Consider the following 16,613-nt stretch of genomic DNA (forward strand, 5'->3'; position numbering starts at 1 on the left):
GTCGGGTTCAGCGGCAAAGAGCTGCATGCGGAAGTCTACAGGGACCTGTGTCATCTGCTGGGATTGCTGGGGGTTGAGCTCCGCCTGGAGCTGGAATCCGCCGGGACGTTTCTCATAGTTGGGCAGTTTGGCATCGGTATAGGCAGGTGCTGGCTTAGGCAGTTTCTCCCAGTCCTTACGGGCGGCGTCACTGACCGCCCACAGGATGCCATTCTGCAGCAGTTTGAGGAATTCCGGATTTTTCCAGGTGCGTTCATCATGTCCGTAGGCGGTATAGAATACCTTTCCCTTGCCGTATTTTTTGACCCAGGTATAAGGTTCATGACGTTCTCCTTCCATGCGCTCGGTCAGTACATGGATGTCTTTGGCCACTTTATCGTGGACATAGGTCTCGTCCCAGGTAGTGAAAGGGGTGATGCCTTTCATGACAGGATGTCTGGCATCCTTAATGACCATCTGGAACTCTCCGGTGCCGTGGGTCTTGAACTGTCCGCCCACCAGGTCGATATAGGCGGGGGAGTTCTGGAAGCACCAGGAGGCACAGTGTACGGGAATGAATCCTTTTCCTGATTTCACAAAGTCGAGCAGTGCCTTTTCCTGTTCGGGTTTGATCAGGTCGTGGTTCGAATAGATGACCAGGCCGTCGTATTTGGCGAGGTTTTCGGCATTCAGGTCGTCCGGATTGGTGGTATAGCTGATGTTGATGCCATTTTTGAAGAATTCCTGGGAGATGATCTCGGTGAACTTCTCGGAATTGTGGTGTTTGCTGTCGTGGCCCAGCAGCAGCAGCTCCAGCCGACGGCCTTTGTCCATACCGGAGAAACTGCCTTTGAAATTTATAAATGCGGCTATGCAAAGCGCAGCAAGGATAAAATACTTTCTCATCTGTCAGGGTTATTTATGTGTTGGTTTGGTGTTTGAAGCTGATTTAAACAAAAGCTGACTGAAATTATACAGGTCTTTTTTCCAGACCGCAAAATCATGCTTGCCGGGCGCAGTATAGTAGACGTGGTCTACCTGGTTGCGGTCGAGATACTGATGGGTCCTCTCGCTGATATTGAGCAGGTTGTCTTCTGTACCGCAGGATATCCACAGCAAGCGGATTTTCTTTTTTGCACCTGAAGGGTCGGGTAACAGCGCTTCTGGCTGCCTGGTGTTGGGTGCAGATGAGAAACCGCCGATCCATGCAAATTGCCCCAGGTTTCCGAGACCGAAGTTCAATGCCTGTCCGCCACCCATAGAAAGACCTGCAATGGCGCGCGAATCTCTTTTTGCTGAAACGGAATACTGCTTTTCAATATAGGGGATAAGGTCTTGCAGCAAGTCCTTTTCAAACCGTGAAAATGCTTCAATCTTATCGGCGGCCATGATGTTTCCTGTCGGGCGGTCATCTTTCATGGCTCTTCCGTTAGGCATTACCACGATCATTGGAACGATTTTATGATCTGCATACAGATTATCCAGGATATGCTGAGGATTTGCGTTACTTAACCATTCGTATTCGTTGCCCCCGATTCCGTGTAACAGATACAGAACAGGATTTTTCTTTTGACCGGAATATCCAGGTGGCAGGTAAACGATGGCTTTTCTCGTATTTTCTACTGTTTTGGAATAGTAACTTACCGTGTCGATTCGGCCGTGGACTGCCTGGTCCCGGAAAGTATCAAATCCGGCAGGAGGCAGGCCTGCTTCCTGCGCCCTCACGGATATGACGATAACCGCTAATGTTATGAGTAATGCAATCTTTTTCATCTGTTTTATTTTCCGATTATTGTATAACTATTGCCAGCCTTTGTCTGAAGGTCATAAGTCCATGTTTCTGGCAGATTGATGCTTAAGTCTTTTTCGTTCTTGTGGACAAGCGGAGTTTTAATGTCTGTGGGTTGATTGAAGATATTCCCGGCAGTACCAGCAGACTTTTTCAGCAGCTTGCTGCTGACAGCCTGATTCAGGCGCAACCGGCATTTGCCGTTCAGTGCGGAGTGGATAACGAGTTTTGTTATCTTACGATCTGACCATTCCATATCTATTTTGAAGCCACCCCTGGCCATGAGCCCGCTTACGCTTCCCTGCGGCCAGACGTCTGGCAGCGCCGGAAGTAAATAGATTGCATCGTCGTGGCTTTGCAGCAGCATTTCGGCGATGCCCGCAGTACAACCGAAGTTGCCGTCGATCTGGAAGGGTGGATGGGCATCGAACAGATTTGGATAGGTGCCGCCTGAGCCACCGGTTACAGGTTTGATCTGGTCTGTAATGAGTTTATAGGCGTGGTTGCCATCCAGCAGGCGTGCCCAAAGGTTTATCTTCCATGCCATTGACCAGCCTGTCGACACGTCGCCCCGGTAAACCAGTGCGTTTTTTGCCGCTGCGAAAAGTTCTGGATGTCTGAACGGCGAAATCTGGTTGCCGGGAAATAATCCATATAAATGCGACACGTGACGGTGTTTGTCTTCGGGATTGTCAAAATCTTCGAGCCATTCCTGCAGCTGCCCATACTTGCCGATCTGCATCGGGGGCAATTTGTCTCGGTAACGGAGTATGCTGTCGGCAAATGCCTTGTCTGTCTTGAGCTCGGCTGCAGCCCTGGTTAAACTGGTGAATAAACCGTAAACCAGCTGATTGTCCATCGTAGCCCCGGCCGTCACTGAAACGGCCGTTTTTCCGCCGATATACTGGTTTTCGGGTGATATGGATGGCGATACCACCAGCCAATTGTGCTCGGGGTCGGTTTGCAGGACATCCATATAATACCAGGCGGCCGCTTTCATTACCGGATAGTATTTCTTCAGAAACTGTCTGTCGCCGGTGAAAAGGTAATGCTCCCAGAGGTGCTGGCACAGCCAGGCACCGCCCATAGGCCAAAGGCCCCAGAACGCTCCGTCGACAATACCTGTACTGCGCCAGATGTCTGTATTGTGGTGCAACATCCAACCTCTGGCACCATACATTTTTTTTGCGGATTCCTGCCCGGTAATTGAGAGGTCGCTGATCATGTTGAAGAGCGGGGTGCTCAACTCGGGCAATTGGGTAACTTCACTGGGCCAGTAATTCATCTCGGTATTGATGTTTACGGTATACTTACTGTCCCATGGACCTTTCAGTTCCCCATTCCATATTCCCTGGAGGTTTGCCGGCTGAGACTGCGGCTGCGATGAACAGATGAGCAGGTAGCGGCCAAACTGGAAATAAAGTGCTGCAAGCTGGGGATCTTTTCCATCTGCAAATTCCTTCAGACGGATGTCGGTTGGTTTCTCTATTGCTGCTGAAGTGCCGAGATTTAGTTTTACACGGTCATAATAACTTTTATAGAAGGCTTTATGAGCGGATAAAAGTGCATTGAAATTGCTCTGGTAAGCTTTTTCCAGTGTAGTCGTTGCCCTGGTCAGCGGGTTTCCGGAAATATCGCGGTAGCTGACAAAATTAGTGGCGATGGAAACGTAGGCTACTGCCGTATCTGCCCCTGAAATGCTGATGCCTGAAGTATCTGTCTGCTGAGTGCCGCCGGAAGAACGGACGCGGGTGATGACATTGAAGCGGACCTGTCCTTTCTGGTTTTCATGGTCGCTTCCTTTTCCTGAAAGGACCAGGTCATTTCCATTGGCCTGAATGTTTGTCGACAAGGGGCTCTGCAGCTTCATTTTACAGGTGATCATTCCAGGCCGGTCGGCTGTGAGCCTTACCAGCATTACGTTGTGGGTAAATGAAACCAGGTATTCACGCTTGTAACGTACACCGTTACTGACATAGCTTACGGCAGAGACTGCATTTCCGATATCCAGGTCGCGGTAATAACCGGTAGCTTTTTCATGGCCGGGAAAGGTAATGTAAAGATTACCAGCCAGCTGGTAGGGCATACCGCTGTTTCCTTTTGGCCCAAGTTTTTCGTTTGCGATTTGCTGGGCCTCTACGTATTTCTTTTCGAAAAGCAGTTTTCTAACCTGGGCAATGGGCCCGGCTGCATTTTCGTCTATGTTGTTATTTGGGCCACCGCCCCATATCGTCGCCTCATTCAACTGGATGCGGTCCCGGCCGGTTGTGCCGAAAAGCATCCCGCCGATAACCCCATTGCCTACAGGCAAGGCTTCATTCCAGCTGGCTGCTGGTTTATCGTACCAAAGCAGGTCTGCTTTGTTGCCTGGCACCTGTCTGGCAAAACCCGGCAGTGACACTGCCAGTACCAGCAACAGGAAAATTGTTTTAAAATGCCGTTTCATACGTGTATCTATCTGGTGTTTTATACTTCATCTTCAGAAATCTGCAACTTTCCAGTAAGCTTCTTTCGGCCTGAGCTGTTCATCGAAAAGCAGCGGATAGTTTTTCCGCCCCCTTACAGGAAAGTTGTCGAGCCAGCTGTAGCGGTCGGAAAGGTTCCAGAAAGTGACACCTGTAATGATATCTTTATGCTTTCTGAATACCTGGAAGAACATGTCGTATTGTTCTGCCTGCCTTTTTTGCCTTTCGGGAGTAAAGCCCCTTGCTTCTGTACCCTTTGCTTCCTCAGGGATGTTGCCGTCGGTGTAAACGGATACATCCAGTTCTGTAATCTGCACTTTAATGCCGAGTGCTGCATATTGGCTGATCGCAGTTTCCAATACCTGCCGGGATGGCTGTGCCACAGACCAATGCCCCTGAAGCCCTACCGCATGAACGGGTATACCGGCATCCTTCAGTTTTTTTAAGAGGCGGTATACTTTTTCCCTTTTTTCAGGGTACTCGGTGTTGTAGTCGTTGTAAAAAAGTACGGCTTCCGGATCTGCTTCGTGGGCATACTCAAAAGCTTTTGCAATATAATCTTCGCCACAGATCTGGTACCATAAGGAATTGCGGAGGAATTCCCCCGGTTTATCGGAAACCGCTTCGTTTACGACATCCCAGGCATAGATTTTTCCTTTATATCGTCCTGCTACCGCATCAATGTGCGCTTTCAGCCGTTTCAGCAACAGCTCTTTACTTACCAGATTTCCTAAACTGTCATAAAATATCCAACGTGGTGCCTGCGTGTGCCAGCATAGATTGTGTCCCCTGACTTTAAGCCCGTTTGATTGCGCGAATGCCACAATAGAATCGGCATCTCTCCAGTTGTACCAATCTTCACGGGGGTGTATGGGGCCCATTTTCATCGCGTTTTCGGCTGTGATACTGTTGAAGTGTTTCAGTATCAGCTGCCGTTGTTGCGGGTCGCGGAGCTGGGCAGGGGTGACCGCTACACCGATCGGGAAATATGATTTGTAGCAGTCTTTCAGGCCAACTTCTGTTTTTGCCTGTCTCGCAAAAGTGGCCGGAGGTATACCTGCAAGTAAAATAAGTGCAATGATAATCCTGTTTCTCATGATACTTCGATCAGTGCTTTGATTACCCCGCTGCCGGGTGCTGATACCGACTGAAAAAGTGAAGGAACTTCTTCAAATTTTATTTTGTGTGTGATGTAGTCGCCGGTGTTTACCCGTTTGTTTCTGATACAGTCTATTACGAAGCTGAAGTCTTCGGGTAATGCGTTCCTGCTGCTCATGAGCGTTCCTTCTCTTTTGTGGAATTCAGGATGGCTGATGACAAGTGGTTCTTTCTGCAGTCCGATCAGCACAAACCTGGCCCCATGGGCCATGTAGTCTACCGCACCGTTCATCGCTTTAAGGTTACCGGAGCAGTCTATAACTACGGTAGGCATATCGCCTTTTGTGATTTCGGAAAGTCTGCTTACAACGTCGTCCTTTGCATTAATGGTATGTATAATACCGAGTTTTTCCCGGCAGTAGGCGAGGCGGTTTTCATTGACGTCTAATGCTATTACGGTCGCACCGGCTATTCCAGCAAATTCCATCGTACCTAATCCTATAGGCCCGGCACCAATGACCAGAACAAATTCTCCGGGCTGGACTCCTGCACGGCGGACACCATGGGCACCTATCGCGAGGGGTTCTACAACGGCAAGCTCATTGATGCTGAGTCCCTGACCATCGATGACCAGCCTGGTGGGTACCTGCAGATAAGTAGCCATGCCGCCATCTTTATGGACGCCAAATACCTGCATTTTGGTGCAGCAGTTGGTTTTTCCGTTGCGGCATGCAATGCACTCTCCGCAATTGAGGTAGGGCATAATGGTTACTGTTTTTCCCGCAGGAAAAGATTCTTGGTCGCTGCTTTCGACAACTTCTGCCGCTAGTTCATGGCCGAGGACCCGAGGGTAGCTGAAGTAAGGCTGCGTACCGTCAAAGGCATGGATATCTGTACCGCAGATCCCTATGCGTTTGATCTTAAGGAGGGTATGTTCCGGGATTAATGCTCCCAGTTCATGGTTTTGCCAGGTAAATTCACCCGGCTGGTTGCAAACGAGTGTTGTTACATTTTCCATTATAGCTGGAATATCTTTTCTAACAGGATCCATTTTTCGCCTGGTTTTGCCCAGGGAAGGGGTTGCTGAAACTTCCACATCAATTGTTCCCATTCCTGGACTTTTGGATTCTCATTGTCCATTTGCGCCTTTTTTTCAAAGGAAAACTGATCGTCGGTTTCCATGATCATAAATAAGCGGTTTCCCGTCCGGTAGATCTGCATATCTAGAATTCCGGAAACCAGGATGCTTTCACGGATTTCCTTCCATCCGTTTTCAGCCCGATGCCAGTTTTCATATTCGGCAATCAGCTGGGGTTCGTCAATAAGGTCGAGTGCAAGGCAGTATCTTTTCATATTTCGTAATGTTGTTCAATTAATTTTAAATTCTTCATTTCTTCCCAGAAGCCATCAGGTATTTTCACCGTTGCGAGGCTGACGTTTTCCGCTACTCTGGATGGATTGGTGGTATTTAAGGCGATGCTTTTTACGCCTGGAGCTGTCAAGGCAAAAGCGGCACAAACTGCAGCTGGCTGAAGATTTCTTTTCCGGCAAAGCTCGTAGAAGGCATCGCGCCAGCGGTAAAGTTCCGGCTGTGTTTCCTGGCTCACGAGTTTGTAATTATAGTAATCTGAACCTGTAAGGAAGCCGGCATTGAAGATTGCTGAGTTGATGATCGCTACGCCCTTTTTTTGCAGTGATGTCATAAAATCTGCCAGTTGAGACGGATGGCTGTGTATCGTCATGCTGTTGGCTATCATGACCCAGTCTAAGGGGACTGCTTCTGCAATATGCTTGATGACCCGCCAGTCTTTTGCGCCGACGCCAACTGAATCTACTTCGCCTTTTGTTTTCAGCATCTTCAGTGCCTGGTAAGCGGATAGTATGTCCTGAAATCGCTTTTCGCGATCGGCAGGGGAGCGGGCTTCTGCCAGATACTCATCGGGATCATGTACGGATACAAGTTTTGCGGAATATCCGTTCAGCAGTTCGTTGCCCTGGTAATAGCAGTCCAGAATGCCTTGATAACTAATGCTTTGCACGGCATCGTGTTGCAGGTTTTTCCAAATGCCGGGCTCGAAGGTAGGCTCATCTGTGACCAGCGGGATCCTGAGCCAGCCTAGTTTATTGCTGATGACCACATCGCGGGGGTTTACGGCAAGCTGGTGCAGGCAACGGCCAAGCGACTCCAGGGCAAGGCCAGCACCGTATTTTCCGGCGGAATCAAATACAGCGGGTTTTTCTGAATGCTTCAGGCATTCCGATACGATGTCAAGCTTTTGCTGGTCCGTCAATGCGGTGTACAGGTTTCCAAGCCCGCTGGTGCCAAATATGATCCGGGGTAGATCCATGCTTTCCTGTTGTTAAACTAACTGACCTTCTATTTTCAGCACAAATGCAATGTCTCCGGTGAGTTGTGCGGGTAATTTTACCTTTAGCCCCGTAGCGTCCTGTTCAAATTCCAGGTTTGCTTTATGGCCAAGTAAGGTGACTTTCCGGACCTTGCCTTGTTCCGGTGCCTTTAAGGTCCTGATCAGTGCCAGGTTATCTGAAGGCCTGCCCAGCAATGTAGCGTACAGCACTTTACCTTTGGTTACAAAACGGATGTCTTCAGCACCGAATGGCTTTCCCTTGCCCTCGTTGAAGCCCTGGGCACTTAGCGGCGCTGCAGATTCCATTGCAGGACCTTCACCGAATACCTTCCAGGGTCTTGTACTATAAATGCTTTCACTGTTTACCGCCATCCATTCGCCTATCTGCTCTACTACAGCCAGTTCTTTGTCGTCGATAGAGCCATCGCCCCTTAGCGGAACGTTGAGCATCAGGTTGCCGTTTTTGCTGACGACGTCTACCAGTGTATGCACCACTGTTTTGGCCGATTTATAATGGTTATTGTCGTAAATACGGCGGTCGTAATGCCAGGAACCGATACAGGTGTCGGTTTGCCATGGCAGTGGTTCGATCTTATTGCTCTGGCCGCGTTCAATGTCCCACACCATACATTTGCGTTGTTGTTCATCGAGAATTTTTCCGCAGACAACGCCGGTCAGTTTACCATGTTTTTTAATGCTCTTATTGTAAAGATGTGCGGCAATGCGCAGTCCGGCATCGCTCACCGGCCACAGAGGCAGTGCTGTATCATCGAAGTATACGAGTTCGGGATCGTATTTGGTAATGAGATCTATTGTTCGGTCGTAGAAGTTTTCGCAATATGCTTTCGAAGGGGGATAGACACCATTTCCCCAGTTCCACTGACTGTGTATCCTGCCATTGTCTTCGCTACCCTCGCTAAGGGGGTGGTTCTGTGCGTAGAGTTCCTGTGGATCGTAACCTTGCCACCAGGTACCCTGGCCCTGTGCAGCTGTTAGCTTACCATCGTAAGGAACTCCTTTCATCGGTCCGTTCTTGTCTGAACGCTGTGCGGTTTCATACCACAGCCAAGCATGTGCCGAGTGTACGCTTACGCCCAGCGGAAGCCCATGTTTTTTAGCGGCTTTGGCCCATCCGGCCATCAGGTCTTTCTTCGGGCCGAGATTTACAGAGTTCCAGCGCTGGTGCTTACTGTCAAAAAGATCGAAGTTGTCGTGGTGATTGGCGAGTGCCATGAAATAACGGGCACCTGCTTTTTTGTATAAGCTAACCAGGTATTCGGGATCCCATTTATCTGCTTTCCATTCGTTGATCACATCTTTGAAGCCGAACTTTGAGGGATGGCCGTATTTTTCGCAGTGGTATCTGTACTGATCACTTCCTTCTTCGTACATACCTCTGGCATACCAGTCGCCACGTTCCGGCTGGCACTGAGGCCCCCAGTGCGCCCAGATGCCGAACTTTGCATCGCGAAACCATTCGGGCACGCTGTACCCTGACAGTGAATCCCAGGTAGGTAAAAATGGTCCCTGCTGTCCAGGCAATAAGGCAGAAGTTAACGGTTGTGAAAAGGCTTTTGTGACGTATAAGGTAGCCAGGCTGGCGATACCGCCTTTGATCAGTGTACGACGTTTCATAAGTTTTTACTTGGTTTATTCAAAACTACACTTGTTTTGTTTGTTTATTTAAGACAAAAACAGACATTTTTTTTCTCAAAACAGACTTTTTCATCTATATTGCATGGTGATCAAACGAATACTGACCCATAGCTTCTCTCTGATGAATGTAGATCTGGTCAGACTTGACTCGAGGTGGAATTACAGGAACGTAATCAGTCCATACCACCGTATCTATTATATTTCTGATGGGGCAGGGGAAATTTCCCACTTTGAGCGACAATTGAGCCTTGAGGCGGGTTATTTATATCTCATACCCAGCTTTACGATCTGTAACCTGTTTTGTGCGCATTTTCTGGAGCAGTATTTCGTGCAGTTCTTTGAAGAATCTTCGGATGGTATGTCGCTTTTTGCCAACAACCGATCTATCTTTAAGGTGAAGGCGGCAGAAACTGACGTTATTAATTTTAAACGCCTCCTGGCGATAAATCCGGGCCGCGGGATCAACAGGTCTGATGATCCGAAAGTATATGAAAAGGATGTTTATTACCGGGAGTACCAGGAACTGAACAATCAGCAAAATACTTCGCAGTTCCTGGAAACGCAGGGCATTCTATACCAGCTGGTTTCCCGCTTTACGGCTCCGGAGGTACTTGGCAAAACAGAACGGAAGTTTATCCCGGTAAAAATCCTGGATGCGATCAGCTATATATCGGTGCATTTGCACTTGCCACTTACCGTAAGATCGCTTGCGGAAAGGGCACACCAAAACCCTGAGTATTTTTCCAGGCTTTTTGAAAGATATACCGGGTCGCGTCCGTTGGCCTATATTAATGAGAAGCGTATCGAGCGTGCACAATATCTGATTATGACGACATCCTCCAAATATGCGGAGGTAGCGGAAATGACGGGGTTTGAGAGTCTTTCACATTTTTCAAGGACTTTCAAGAAGGTGACGGGCATGAGTCCGGGTATTTATAAAAAATTGTTTTGATTTACAGACTTTTCATTTCTCCTGTCTGATCTTCTGTTTCTCGGCTTCTAATTTTTCCGCCTCGTCAATTGAATGTGATTTATGGATGTTATCGTCCTTTTCAGCGATATCGGATAGTTTCTCATAATATTTGTGCAGTAAGTCGAGTTCCTCTTCGCTCAGATCTTCAATGTCTACCATCCTGTTGCTGGCAAAACGTGAGGCGGCAATTAGTTCATTTAGCTTAAGCTGTATGGCTTTGCTGTCTTTGTTCTGTGACTTCTGGATCAGGAACACCATTAAGAAAGTGACAATGGTGGTGCCTGTGTTAATGACCAGCTGCCAGGTTTCGGAATAGTGAAAGAAGGGGCCGCTTACTGCCCAGGTGATTATTGTCAGGGCTGCAAGACCAAAGGCGGTAGCACTTCCCGTCCAGCAGGTAATTTTATTCGCAATGATCTCAAATCTGTTTGCTTTCTTATTCTTTGCCATTATCAAATATTGTTGATCAGTTAGTCATTTGCTTTTCGACGGCTATATGCTCATGTTCTGTCCAGACCAAATTCTCAACCTGGTAGCCGAGTTCCCTGGCACGGTGTAAATAGTCGTCTTTTACAGAATCGGGTATATCTGGTGTGCGTGAAAGTATCCAGAGGTAGTTGAGATTATTCCCTGCAACAAGTGCGTATTGATAGCCGCGGTCTATAGCGATGACATTGTAACCGGCATAGAACGGACCAAAGAACGAAACTTTTAACTTTCCTTCCTGCGGGTCTCTGACGGATCTTGCCTTTCCGATGCTTTCCTTCCATTTGAGTTTTACTTTGTCATAGCCCCGATTACGCACCAGGATCATACCTTCATCACCTTCGGTGTAATCAGCGGTCACATTGCTGAGGTTTTTTTCGAATTTGAAGTCCATACGTGCGATTTCATACCACTTACCTAAGTACTTTTGTGTATCAAATGGTTTTACTGCTTTTGCACCTTTTGGGATGCTGACCCGGCAGGCATTCAAAAGCACGGTACAGGCTCCCAGTGCCAGGGTAACTAAAAGTGTGTTTCTTTCGGTTTTATTCATAGGATTAAGTAGGGTCCGGGTGTGTCGCCAGGGACATTTGCCTATTTGAACAGTGAAAGGGCATAATTGTTTCCGTTTTCTAAGATTTACACTGGTTGTCTTATTTGGTAATTATTATTGTGTGGTAGTCTATTGGTGCCAGTTAAGTCGTAATTTTAACTCGTTAAACCACTTATTATGGAATCATTGAAACTAACGAAAGCCTTTGGTGCCCAGGCGGCAGATGCACGCCTGGACCTTTTAAATATCCAGAGAAGAAATCCTATACCGCATGATGTAGAGATTGAGATATTGTATTGCGGCGTTTGCCATTCAGATCTTCACACGGCAAGAAATGAGTGGCATGGTACTGTTTATCCATGTGTACCGGGACATGAAATTGTAGGCAAGATCGTGCGTGTGGGCAGTCATGTAAACAAATTTAAAATAGGAGACCTGGCGGCTGTAGGCTGCATGGTGGATAGCTGCCGTGAATGTGAATACTGCAAAGAAGGTCTGGAACAATACTGTGAACTGGGGAATACCGGCACTTATAATTCTCCGGATAAACATCTGGGGACCAGAACTTATGGCGGCTATTCGGAAAGTATTGTGGTGGATGAGTCATTTGTACTGCGTGTGCCTGAAAACCTGGACCTTGCCGCTGTTGCACCGTTATTATGTGCGGGTATTACGACTTATTCGCCGCTGAAGCACTGGAATATCGGACCAGGTAAGCGGATAGGGGTTGTCGGTATCGGTGGTCTGGGACATATGGCTGTTAAAATTGCCAAGGCGATGGGTGCTGAAGTGATTGTCTTTACTACATCTGCTTCAAAGTTTGAGGATGCAAGAAGGCTGGGTGCAGATGATGTGGTGTTGTCTACGGATAATGAGCAAATGGCTAAATACGCAAGTAAGCTTCATTTTGTGCTGGATGCGGTTTCTGCAGCGCATGACATCAATTCTTATCTTCGTTTGCTGCGTGTGGATGGGTCGCTTGCTTTGGTAGGCGCCCCTGAGCACCCGCTTCCGGTAGCTGCATTCAGCCTCATTCCAAGTCGCAGGAGTTTTGCGGGCTCGATGATCGGTGGAATCGCTGAAACTCAGGAGATGCTGGATTTCTGTGGCGCGCATCAGATTGTTGCAGATATTGAAATGATCGATATTGACCAGATCAACGAGGCCTACGAGCGTTTGCTTAAAGGGGATGTGAAATACCGTTTTGTTATTGATATGGCATCACTGAGAAAATAATCGGTAACGGAAATCCCCGGATGTTTGTCTGGGGATTTCCGTTACCGTATGTGCGGAGGGTGGCTAATATGCGGCTGTAAAGCGTTGCCTGATGTGCTTGTTTTGTTCGATTTCGTCGACAAGCGCTACGGCTACATCTTCAGCGGACAGAATGGATCTATGGTTTTCGTCGAATACTGGTGTATCGAGGGCGGTCCTGTAGATACCTTTTCTTTTGCCTGAGGTGCCCTGGTGCATTTCTATGGCAGGGCTAAAGAATGTCCAGTCGAGAATTGTGTTGTTTTTAATTTCATTGAGATAATCTCTTGCCGCCTGAGCGCCGGCTTTATATTCGGCCGGAAAGTTTGGTGTATCTATCAACTGCAGATTGTCTGCCACATACAGACTCCCGGCACCCCCGATGGTAATAAATCTTCTGACACCGGATTGTTCTACTGCTTTTTCAATACTCCTGGCACCTTTAATGAAATCGTCATAGATATTTGGGTTTGTCCAGCCGGAATTGAATGCGCTGATGACAGCATCTGAGCCTTTGAGGATCTCGGCAAGCTGACCGGTATCATTAATGTCCGCATTGACTGCCTTAATATTGGGCTGGCCTGCAATATTATCTGTATTCCGGGCAATGGCCAGTACCTGATAACCGCGATCAGAGAGTTCTTTGACGATTTTTGAACCTACGAAGCCTGTGGCTCCGATTACTGCTATTTTTTTCATGTGAGGGTATGTGTTTATTTATATTGTAATATAATTTGTTACATTTTGAGCCAAAAAAAACTATGTGAATTGTGCTGAAAAGTCAGCGAGAGATTTCATGCCCAGAAATTGGCTGACTATATGATCGGTTTCATTGAAAAGGCTATTTAGACGCTGATTGATGTCTTTACCAATATTACATTTCGGATTGGGCTGCTGATTTTTTCTGCCGAGTAGCTCTGCTGTTTTGACCGCACTGAAGATTTCAGACAGGAAAATGGCCTGTGCAGATCTGGAAAGCTGACAGCCTCCATCTTTTCCCTTTCGGCTTTCTACCAGACCTGCTTCACGGAGGATGCCGATCTCTTTTCTAACCATCACAGGATTAATATTTATGCTCCCTGCAATCCAATCTGATGACAGCCACTCATCCGGACTTTTGGCCAGAAGTGTCATGATGTGAATAGCTGTAGCAAACCTTGTGTTGTTCATGAGGTACAAATGTAATAAATTATGTTACATTTATATTCAGTCAATTGTAAGTTTTAATGGCATCAGACCCAGTGGGGAAATTAGCTGAAATCGGAACTCAGGTTTGCGTAGGTTTCGCCAGCAAGAACTTTTTTTACCATGCTGTAATCAATCTGCTCGTCGGGCGCAATCAAAATACCTTTTACACCAGCACCGTTGGCAGCTTCCACATCTCTCGGTTTGTCGCCGATCATGACTGAAAGCCCAGGGTCTATATTATAGGTAGCTATTGCTTCCAGTATCATGCCTGACTTGGGTTTGCGACAGCTGCAATCTCCGGAAATGGTAGGGTGATGGGGACAATAGTAAGCATGAGTAATTTCTGCACCGGCTTTAAGAAATTTCTGCCCGAGCAGATGGTGCATTTCGGCCAGGGTTTCTTCGGTGTAGCGCTGCTGGGCGATGCCACCCTGGTTTGTTATGATGATCAGCAGATAACCTTCCTCATATAATTTTTTTAAGGGTGGAATCTGATATTCCAGTATTTCGAAATCTTCTGTTTTGGTAATGTAATCGTATTTTTCGCGATTTAGTACTCCGTCACGGTCTAAAAAGATAGCTTTGTTCATCGGCTCAAATATAAACAATCATTTAATGGATGTTGTTAACAGATTATATCTTACTTAATTGAATTATTATGCCTTATATCAAGAAAGACCCTGCTAATCCTTCTTCTGTAAATATTTTCTTTGAAGACTATGGATCGGGGCGCCCGGTTATACTTATTCACGGCTGGCCTGTATCGCACGAGATGTGGGAGTATCAAATTGCTGCGCTTACTGACGCCGGCTACCGTTGTATTGCCTATGACAGGAGGGGCTTCGGACAATCTGATAAGCCCTGGACTGGTTATGATTACGATACTTTTGCGGCGGATCTGCACCAGGTAATTACTACGCTTGAACTTAATGATGTGATACTTGCAGGCTTTTCGATGGGCGGGGGAGAGGTTGTCCGTTATCTGGGCAGATATGGCGCTTCACGTATTTCAAAGGCTATACTGGTAAGCACTGTTGTGCCCTTGCTGCTGAAAACTGACGGACATGAGGAGGGCGTACCTGGAGAGGTGTTTAATGAAATGATTGTTCATATCAGGGATGACCGGCCGGCTTTTCTTACGGAGTTTGGCAAGCAGTTTTTTGGGGAGGCGCTGCTGAATAAACCGGTAAGCCAGGAAATACAGGACTGGATGCACGGGCTTGCTGTTGTGGCTTCGCCAAAGGCTACTGTTGACTGTGTACGGGCTTTTTCAGAAACGGATTTCAGAACTGACCTGAGCACGATTACAATACCGGTAATGATCGTACATGGTGATGAAGATAAGATCGTACCGATCAATGCAACCAGTGATATTACCGCTTCTTTGCTTCCCAATGCGGCTTATTATCGTATTGAAGGGGCGCCACATGGATTGTTTATTACCCATAAATCGGAACTGAACCAGCTGCTTATTAATTTTATCGGTTAACAATCAGTGTGGTTATATATTTTGTTCGGATATAATTTGGAGAATATGTTCCGTACTTCTATATTTGCACCACTTTAAACGAAACGCTTAAAGGAAAATGTTCGAAAGAACGATGATTCCGTAGCTCAGCTGGTAGAGCATTACACTTTTAATGTAGTGGTCCTGGGTTCGAATCCCAGCGGGATCACAAAGAGGACGATCAGAATTGGTCGTCCTTTTTTTATGTTGTATAGCTCGCTGTTACTTAGGGTTCTACCTATTTTAGGACGATGGAGTAAATCACCCTTGATTACAGCACAGGATACGGTGAATAAGTTCAAAATTCAATACAGACATCGCTAATGAAACTAAAACTTTTAATACTGGCATTATTTGTTACGGGTATTTGCGACGCACAAACCAGGACTCTTACAGGATCTAGCGGCAAGAGTATTGAGCATTACGGAATCCGGCAAGATGTGTTTGGTACGTGGATGGGCAGAAACTCATGGAAGGATCTTAGGGATGGCAACTGGATGTGGGCTGAAGAGAGTGGACTTCCGAAATGGAAAAATGACCATTTCGAGAGAGCTGTTGATGTCGGTACCCCATTAATCCCTACTGATATGCCAGAAGAAATTAATAAGTTACTTCAGGAAGTTGTAGATGGTAAACATGACAGCATATATTTATCACTAGGAAAAAATCTAGCGAAGTATGGTACGATGACTGTTTTCTCCAGAATATGGTGGGAGTTTAACATGCATCCTGTCAAGCAGCAGGCTCAGCTTTTCGTACAATCCTGGCAACGGGCAATCCCTCTTATAAGAAAAGGATTCATGTCTGAGGCTGTCAAAGGGCAAAAGTTAGAAATTGTCTGGTGTACAAATGCGGGAGCCCCTGATCCGGAGCCTTTCTATCCGGGTGATGCATATGTTGATATTATTGGGTCGGACACTTATGGAATGGTTTGGGGTAAAACAAACCCTACAAAGAAAGAGGTTTTAAACCGTATTCTTAATGATCCCTATATGCTGAGATGGCAAGCGGATTTTGCGGCAAGTCATGCTAAACCGGTATGTATTGGTGAATGGGGTAATGTTGCTGTAAAAGAAGAAGGAATTGACGATTCCCGAGGTCTGAATGACTTTCCGGAATATATCGATGCAATTTACGATTGGGCGAAGACAAATAAATATGGGTGTAAATACGTGTGCTATTTCAATCTTGAAGACGGAGGTATACTGACAACTCTTGATAAAACACCAAAGTCATTAGAAAGACTGAGGATCCGGGCTGAACAAGCAAGAAAATTCCGTCAAAAATAAGGCAGGT

17 protein-coding genes and 1 tRNA gene are annotated in these 16,613 nt (G+C 46.9%); 5 read left to right on the forward strand and 13 right to left on the reverse strand.

Annotated elements, in window-relative coordinates:
* The 8 genes from P2W84_RS17100 to P2W84_RS17135 all read right to left on the reverse strand — a co-directional run.
* The coding region (locus P2W84_RS17100; RefSeq protein ID WP_276091384.1) for a ThuA domain-containing protein at positions 1-885 on the reverse strand (885 nt) is incomplete at its 3' end.
* 9 nt (positions 886-894) lie between these two features.
* Positions 895-1,752 carry an alpha/beta hydrolase-fold protein gene (locus tag P2W84_RS17105; protein WP_276091385.1) on the reverse strand — a complete coding sequence of 286 codons (858 nt, stop codon included), beginning with the start codon at positions 1,750-1,752 and terminating at the stop codon, positions 895-897.
* 5 nt (positions 1,753-1,757) lie between these two features.
* Positions 1,758-4,214 (reverse strand): glycoside hydrolase N-terminal domain-containing protein, encoded by a 2,457-nt coding sequence (locus tag P2W84_RS17110; RefSeq protein ID WP_276091386.1) that lies wholly within the window; start codon positions 4,212-4,214, stop codon positions 1,758-1,760.
* A gap of 33 nt (positions 4,215-4,247) precedes the next feature.
* The gene (locus tag P2W84_RS17115; protein WP_276091387.1) at positions 4,248-5,330 is read right to left on the reverse strand and encodes an endo-1,4-beta-xylanase; all 1,083 of its coding nucleotides are present in this window, start codon (positions 5,328-5,330) and stop codon (positions 4,248-4,250) included.
* Positions 5,327-6,349, reverse strand: a complete 1,023-nt coding sequence (locus P2W84_RS17120; protein WP_276091388.1) for a zinc-binding alcohol dehydrogenase family protein — start codon at positions 6,347-6,349, stop codon at positions 5,327-5,329. Before P2W84_RS17120 ends, P2W84_RS17115 begins: the two co-directional genes overlap by 4 nt.
* Entirely contained in the window at positions 6,349-6,684 is a 336-nt protein-coding gene (locus P2W84_RS17125; RefSeq protein WP_276091389.1) for an L-rhamnose mutarotase, read from the reverse strand. Before P2W84_RS17125 ends, P2W84_RS17120 begins: the two co-directional genes overlap by 1 nt.
* Positions 6,681-7,679: an aldo/keto reductase gene (locus P2W84_RS17130; protein WP_276091390.1), complete on the reverse strand. Its 999-nt coding sequence runs from the start codon at positions 7,677-7,679 to the stop codon at positions 6,681-6,683. The genes P2W84_RS17125 and P2W84_RS17130 overlap by 4 nt, the downstream gene beginning before the upstream one ends.
* A gap of 12 nt (positions 7,680-7,691) precedes the next feature.
* Entirely contained in the window at positions 7,692-9,335 is a 1,644-nt protein-coding gene (locus P2W84_RS17135) for an alpha-L-fucosidase (protein ID WP_276091391.1), read from the reverse strand.
* Positions 9,336-9,438: 103 nt separating this feature from the next.
* Between P2W84_RS17135 and P2W84_RS17140 the strand changes: the two genes are divergently transcribed.
* Positions 9,439-10,308: an AraC family transcriptional regulator gene (locus tag P2W84_RS17140; protein ID WP_276091392.1), complete on the forward strand. Its 870-nt coding sequence runs from the start codon at positions 9,439-9,441 to the stop codon at positions 10,306-10,308.
* 12 nt (positions 10,309-10,320) lie between these two features.
* Here P2W84_RS17140 and P2W84_RS17145 read toward each other — a convergent pair whose 3' ends face one another.
* A complete protein-coding gene (locus P2W84_RS17145) occupies positions 10,321-10,779 on the reverse strand; it encodes a low affinity iron permease family protein (RefSeq protein ID WP_276091393.1) in 459 nt (152 codons plus the stop codon).
* 16 nt (positions 10,780-10,795) lie between these two features.
* The gene (locus P2W84_RS17150) at positions 10,796-11,368 is read right to left on the reverse strand and encodes a lipocalin family protein (RefSeq protein WP_276091394.1); all 573 of its coding nucleotides are present in this window, start codon (positions 11,366-11,368) and stop codon (positions 10,796-10,798) included.
* Positions 11,369-11,545: 177 nt separating this feature from the next.
* On the opposite strand from P2W84_RS17150, the gene P2W84_RS17155 reads away from it, so the two are divergent.
* Positions 11,546-12,604 (forward strand): NAD(P)-dependent alcohol dehydrogenase, encoded by a 1,059-nt coding sequence (locus P2W84_RS17155; RefSeq protein WP_346348969.1) that lies wholly within the window; start codon positions 11,546-11,548, stop codon positions 12,602-12,604.
* Positions 12,605-12,667: 63 nt separating this feature from the next.
* Here the strand turns inward: P2W84_RS17155 and P2W84_RS17160 are convergent, their stop codons facing one another.
* The 3 genes from P2W84_RS17160 to P2W84_RS17170 all read right to left on the reverse strand — a co-directional run bounded on the left by P2W84_RS17160 (position 12,668) and on the right by P2W84_RS17170 (position 14,400).
* Positions 12,668-13,321 carry an NAD(P)H-binding protein gene (locus P2W84_RS17160; RefSeq protein WP_276091395.1) on the reverse strand — a complete coding sequence of 218 codons (654 nt, stop codon included), beginning with the start codon at positions 13,319-13,321 and terminating at the stop codon, positions 12,668-12,670.
* Positions 13,322-13,381: 60 nt separating this feature from the next.
* Complete coding sequence (locus P2W84_RS17165) at positions 13,382-13,792, reverse strand: Rrf2 family transcriptional regulator (RefSeq protein ID WP_276091555.1); 411 nt, start codon at positions 13,790-13,792, stop codon at positions 13,382-13,384.
* Between the two features lie 80 nt (positions 13,793-13,872).
* The gene (locus tag P2W84_RS17170) at positions 13,873-14,400 is read right to left on the reverse strand and encodes an HAD family hydrolase (RefSeq protein ID WP_276091396.1); all 528 of its coding nucleotides are present in this window, start codon (positions 14,398-14,400) and stop codon (positions 13,873-13,875) included.
* A 68-nt stretch (positions 14,401-14,468) separates the two neighbouring features.
* Between P2W84_RS17170 and P2W84_RS17175 the strand changes: the two genes are divergently transcribed.
* From P2W84_RS17175 to P2W84_RS17185, 3 genes are all read left to right on the forward strand, one after another.
* The gene (locus P2W84_RS17175; RefSeq protein WP_276091397.1) at positions 14,469-15,299 is read left to right on the forward strand and encodes an alpha/beta hydrolase; all 831 of its coding nucleotides are present in this window, start codon (positions 14,469-14,471) and stop codon (positions 15,297-15,299) included.
* A 114-nt stretch (positions 15,300-15,413) separates the two neighbouring features.
* A tRNA-Lys gene (locus P2W84_RS17180) sits at positions 15,414-15,486 on the forward strand.
* A gap of 154 nt (positions 15,487-15,640) precedes the next feature.
* On the forward strand, positions 15,641-16,606 hold the full coding sequence (locus P2W84_RS17185; protein ID WP_276091398.1) for a glycosyl hydrolase: 966 nt from the start codon (positions 15,641-15,643) through the stop codon (positions 16,604-16,606).
* Positions 16,607-16,613 lie beyond the last annotated feature (7 nt).

It is taken from the genome of Pedobacter sp. JY14-1, from assembly GCF_029269825.1.
Lineage (GTDB): Bacteria > Bacteroidota > Bacteroidia > Sphingobacteriales > Sphingobacteriaceae > Pedobacter.

Excerpts from the sequence above, each read along its gene's own strand:
- P2W84_RS17105 (WP_276091385.1), bottom strand. The coding sequence starts at position 1,752 with ATGAAAAAGATTGCATTACTCATAACATTAGCGGTTATCGTCATATCC.
- P2W84_RS17110 (WP_276091386.1), bottom strand. The coding sequence starts at position 4,214 with ATGAAACGGCATTTTAAAACAATTTTCCTGTTGCTGGTACTGGCAGTG.
- P2W84_RS17115 (WP_276091387.1), bottom strand. The coding sequence starts at position 5,330 with ATGAGAAACAGGATTATCATTGCACTTATTTTACTTGCAGGTATACCT.
- P2W84_RS17120 (WP_276091388.1), bottom strand. The coding sequence starts at position 6,349 with ATGGAAAATGTAACAACACTCGTTTGCAACCAGCCGGGTGAATTTACC.
- P2W84_RS17125 (WP_276091389.1), bottom strand. The coding sequence starts at position 6,684 with ATGAAAAGATACTGCCTTGCACTCGACCTTATTGACGAACCCCAGCTG.
- P2W84_RS17130 (WP_276091390.1), bottom strand. The coding sequence starts at position 7,679 with ATGGATCTACCCCGGATCATATTTGGCACCAGCGGGCTTGGAAACCTG.
- P2W84_RS17135 (WP_276091391.1), bottom strand. The coding sequence starts at position 9,335 with ATGAAACGTCGTACACTGATCAAAGGCGGTATCGCCAGCCTGGCTACC.
- P2W84_RS17140 (WP_276091392.1), top strand. The coding sequence starts at position 9,439 with ATGGTGATCAAACGAATACTGACCCATAGCTTCTCTCTGATGAATGTA.
- P2W84_RS17145 (WP_276091393.1), bottom strand. The coding sequence starts at position 10,779 with ATGGCAAAGAATAAGAAAGCAAACAGATTTGAGATCATTGCGAATAAA.
- P2W84_RS17150 (WP_276091394.1), bottom strand. The coding sequence starts at position 11,368 with ATGAATAAAACCGAAAGAAACACACTTTTAGTTACCCTGGCACTGGGA.
- P2W84_RS17155 (WP_346348969.1), top strand. The coding sequence starts at position 11,546 with ATGGAATCATTGAAACTAACGAAAGCCTTTGGTGCCCAGGCGGCAGAT.
- P2W84_RS17160 (WP_276091395.1), bottom strand. The coding sequence starts at position 13,321 with ATGAAAAAAATAGCAGTAATCGGAGCCACAGGCTTCGTAGGTTCAAAA.
- P2W84_RS17165 (WP_276091555.1), bottom strand. The coding sequence starts at position 13,792 with ATGAACAACACAAGGTTTGCTACAGCTATTCACATCATGACACTTCTG.
- P2W84_RS17170 (WP_276091396.1), bottom strand. The coding sequence starts at position 14,400 with ATGAACAAAGCTATCTTTTTAGACCGTGACGGAGTACTAAATCGCGAA.
- P2W84_RS17175 (WP_276091397.1), top strand. The coding sequence starts at position 14,469 with ATGCCTTATATCAAGAAAGACCCTGCTAATCCTTCTTCTGTAAATATT.
- P2W84_RS17185 (WP_276091398.1), top strand. The coding sequence starts at position 15,641 with ATGAAACTAAAACTTTTAATACTGGCATTATTTGTTACGGGTATTTGC.